Source organism: Bacillus sp. AP50 (assembly GCF_040492675.1).
Taxonomy (GTDB): Bacteria; Bacillota; Bacilli; order Bacillales; family Bacillaceae_G; genus Bacillus_A; species Bacillus_A cereus.
The window spans coordinates 1-4,190 of sequence record NZ_JBEUTW010000249.1 but is presented as its reverse complement, the minus strand read 5'-3'; the positions used below and the strand labels follow the sequence as shown (position 1 = coordinate 4,190).

Sequence of the window (4,190 nt, the reverse complement as noted above, 5' to 3'; positions counted from 1 at the left end):
GTATAAGAGACAGATCATAATATGGATTGTGTTAATTACAGAACTTATAAAACCTTCAAAAGAACAGAATGGACGAAAAATAGTAACTTTAGTAACTGCTGGTTCCGCATCAACACTTATTTTGACGGTTTCATTTATTCAAAATGTCCCGTTTTGGAATTGATAGTGATATAACTAACAAAAATATGTATAAATAAAAAGATTAGGATTTACTCCTAATCTTTTTATTTTTTGAGGTAACACCATATGCCCAGCAAGCTAAGGTCTTGAAATAGCCCCTAAACAAAATTTGAAATTTTTCTAGAGTTATTTATGTGAATTTAACTCGTTTTCAGGAACATATATGGTCCTTTTATAATTTGAAGTTCTTTTTAAGCTTCTTATATTTTCTATACGAACGCCTAACAATGTTTAACATAAAATACGGTATTTTAACCGGGAAAGGCAATTTATATATGAAAGGAAAATAAAAGGTGAAATATGCCTTTTCTAGATCTCTCCACTTACTATCTTCTTTTATTTTTAAGAAATCAGATACATCGACTACATATCCCCTTCCTTTTTCCATCATCACATTTTTCCCGTGAACATCACAAGGAGTTAACCCTTGTTCCCTCGCATACTCTAAAGCCTCATTAATATCAAGTATTACTTGCTTAGGAATTTTAATACCCTTATGAATAGCATCGTATAAGGTAATTTCTTTTAAACGTTTCAATACTATGAAATTTTCCCCTTTATATATAAGCTTTGAATAAGAAGGATGATCTCCAATTCTTCGGTATACTTCTGACTCTTTTTCAATTCCTTCTCCTTCTCGCACGTAAACTTTCACTACCCAATCTTTGTATTCTTTGTGCATGAATACTGCGGCATAATTACCTGTTCCTAAACACTTCCAAAGTCTAGGAATATCTTTAACTACTACAGGCTCGAATTCATCCTCACTTCTTATACTTACCTCTTTTAATAATTCGTCATTTATCAATCCCACAAAACTATTTATACTCATCATTCCCACTCCGGTTTTGCTAAAAGGGGGCCCACCCACATTTTAACGAAAATATACACTAAGCGAATTTTAGCATAAAACGAGTCATCTTTCTTCCTAAAATAAAAAGCTGACTCGTTTTATTTGAACTGTTGAATACTTAATATTTATTTCGTTATTCATAGCCAAAAACCGTACGATATAAAAATATTTCTAACTATTTTCATTTTTTCAGAGGCAACTGTATAGGGCTTTTCTTCGTGCAAGTTCTCTTCGTTCATTACCCATGCCAAATCTATAAAATATTGTTTAGAAGTGTAGCAAGGGTTTGTTAATGGTTCAATTCTTCTTCCACAACTATTTTTGTTAGCAAAAACTTTTATTGTTTTAATAGTCTTTTGTTTAATTCCCACAATGCTGTTTTGTTGCTATCCCATTTCAAAAGCGTTACTGCTTCCTCAAAGCATAACCATTTATAATTAAAGTGTTCTTTAGATAATGATATGTTTTTTGTAGGGACTTTAACTCCAAAAGAAAATTCTTTTATTACATAAACCTCTTCTCTCCAAAGGAATCCTCTAACTACATCCTCTACTGGTAGTGAAGACACAGAATCTAATTGTATATATGGACATTCTCTTGTAATACCAGCCTCTTCAAACGCTTCCCGTTTTGCTGATTCAATAGGAATCTCACCGTCTTCTCCGCCACCAGCTATTCCTTGCCAATAACCATAATCACTTCGGTTGAAAATAGCATATTGAATGGAATCGGCAGTTTTTATATAAGGAAATATCAATACTTGATATGGCGCTCTCATTGCTTAAGCTCCTCCCGAAAATAAGTTTTAAATAAATATAAATAAAGAGCCGACATCACAATTCTACATTAATGCAGGTTTATAATGTCGGCCCTCTATTTTTAAAGAATTTTATTTTTCATAAACAGGCTTACTCTTAACAGAGGAAAAACTGCTTATTCCCTGTCGAATGTGTTTAGCATGGTTTTTCCTAAATGTTAGCAGTACCCTATATTATTCAATTGCGCCAGCAACATCATAATCATTTAAATCTAACTCAATTGGTTGTCCCAGCGCTAATTTAGCAAGTTCCGCTCCTAAGTATGGACCAGCTGTTAAACCCGAAGCCCCTAATCCATTCGCAACGAGAATTCCTTCAAAGTTAGGTAGTGGTCCGATAACAGGTAAGAATCCTGGTGTGAATGGTCTGAATCCAACTCTCGTTTCAAGCACTGTAGCATTTTCTAATCCAGGTGCAACTGCTAATGCCTTATGGAATACTTCATGTAAACCACCTGCTGTTACACGATGATCGAAACCAGTATCATTCTCATGTGTTGCACCAATTACGACATGCCCATTGTCAAACGTTAAAATATATTGATCGTTCGGTGGCATAACAACTGGCATATTTTCTGTTGCTGTATTCTCGATTTGCAGATGAACAATTTGTCCTTTTTGGAATGTAACTAAGAAATTAATTCCTAATGGATTCAAGATTTCATTCGCCCATGCGCCTGCAGTTACAATAACCTTTTCCGCTAAGATTGTTTCATCGTTTACTGTAACTCCCGTAATATGATTTCCTTCACGGACTAATATGGCATCGCCTTTTATTAAAGTTGCACCATGTTTTTTCGCAGCACTTATTAATGCATTGCGTAATAATCTTCCATTTACTCGTGCAGCACCACTAATATGAACAGAACTATATTCGTCTGATAATGCTGGGAATAATTTTTTTGTTTCTTCAGCTGATAAGCGAGTGATTTCACCAATCTCTGGGGCATCTTCACGTCGTTTATAAGCTCGCTCTTCCATTTGATCTAACTTTTTCTCGTCAGTATGTAAACTAATTGCACCTACACGATTATATCCTGTGTCAGTTTCACCGTCTTCTTCTAATTGCTGAATTAACGAAGAATAGTAACGTGCACCGCCTTTAACAATTTTATACCATGCTTTATTACGACGCTGCGATAGCCATGGACATACAATACCTGCTCCTGCATCAGTTGCTTGTCCTAATTGTTGGCGATCCACGATAGTAACATTCGCACCTGCCTTAGCAAGATGATAAGCAGTAGACGCTCCTAAAATTCCAGATCCAACTACAATATACGATTTCATTTCAAACACCTTTTCTCTTTTACTAATTATATAAATATAAGAACATTCCTTAGTATAATGGAAGGAATGCTTTTTTCAATGTACTCATCACAATTAATTGTTGCAGCATTGTGACTTTCTTAATCATTATTTTTTCTTCTTACGGAATAATTCAATTGTTTTATAGCCTTGTGAAAGGATCTCTATCATTTTCTCTAGACGTTTTTTACGTGTTTTTTCTTGTTTTACAGAAAAAAGATTACGTGCCCAATCTTTCTGATATCCAGGCGTTAAACTTTGATAAAACTTAAGTTCATTCGGATGATTAGCTAATAATGCTTCAACATCTTTAATTCGATCTGCATAATCGGCAACACATTGACTCATAGCAGATGTTTTCGTTGTTTTTTTCTTCTCGCGTTTTAAACCTACAACAGTAAAGACTTCATCCATACTTACCATTCGTGCAAATTTAATGTCGCTTTCTCCCACATAACCATCTTCTCCAACGTTTAATGCCGGAAACATCTCATCACGGTGAATAAACGTACTATAACGAGCATTACCTTTTTTCGGATATGCGAAGAATACGTAACCTTTTTCAATTAGTAATTCTTCATTACTAATAATAAAATTCGTTTGTTTCACCATTTCATCAAGCGTTTCTACAAATATAAAGATAGCATCGTGTTCTTTTGAGAATGCAGTTTCTTTACCTGTAAAAATGTCATAATCACTTGGTTCGTTAATAACGACCATATTTGTATACTTATTAAGTTTCAATTTATCAATAACTGACATAATAATCTTCCTTTACATTCAAAATTCATTGTACATACTTTTTCGTACTGTTCTAGTGTATTATATGTATTAAGAAAATCAAACTTTAAATCGTATTATTCTGCTGCAAAAGAACATAATTCTTTACTAGATGGGGTGGTTTTATGCCATATGTAATTCGAGATGAAGGGCTAGTTTTACAAGGGGATGATGGAAAAGAACCAATTTTTCATACATATGAAGAAGCTGAGAAAACATTAAAAACACTAACTATACCGCAGTTTCCGAAAC

The 4,190-nt window shown here is 34.0% G+C and carries 4 protein-coding genes; all 4 read right to left on the bottom strand.

Annotated elements, in window-relative coordinates; all coding sequences use genetic code 11:
* Nucleotides 1-352: 352 nt before the first annotated feature.
* Nucleotides 353-1,012, bottom strand: a complete 660-nt coding sequence (locus tag ABWK52_RS18405; RefSeq protein ID WP_000026533.1) for a serine/threonine protein kinase — start codon at nt 1,010-1,012, stop codon at nt 353-355.
* A 358-nt stretch (nt 1,013-1,370) separates the two neighbouring features.
* Nucleotides 1,371-1,811, bottom strand: coding sequence for an NUDIX hydrolase (locus tag ABWK52_RS18400; RefSeq protein ID WP_098541886.1), 441 nt, complete (start codon nt 1,809-1,811; stop codon nt 1,371-1,373).
* A gap of 213 nt (nt 1,812-2,024) precedes the next feature.
* Entirely contained in the window at nt 2,025-3,140 is a 1,116-nt protein-coding gene (locus tag ABWK52_RS18395) for an NAD(P)/FAD-dependent oxidoreductase (protein ID WP_000844390.1), read from the bottom strand.
* A gap of 126 nt (nt 3,141-3,266) precedes the next feature.
* Entirely contained in the window at nt 3,267-3,920 is a 654-nt protein-coding gene (locus ABWK52_RS18390; RefSeq protein WP_087947675.1) for a YdeI/OmpD-associated family protein, read from the bottom strand.
* Nucleotides 3,921-4,190 lie beyond the last annotated feature (270 nt).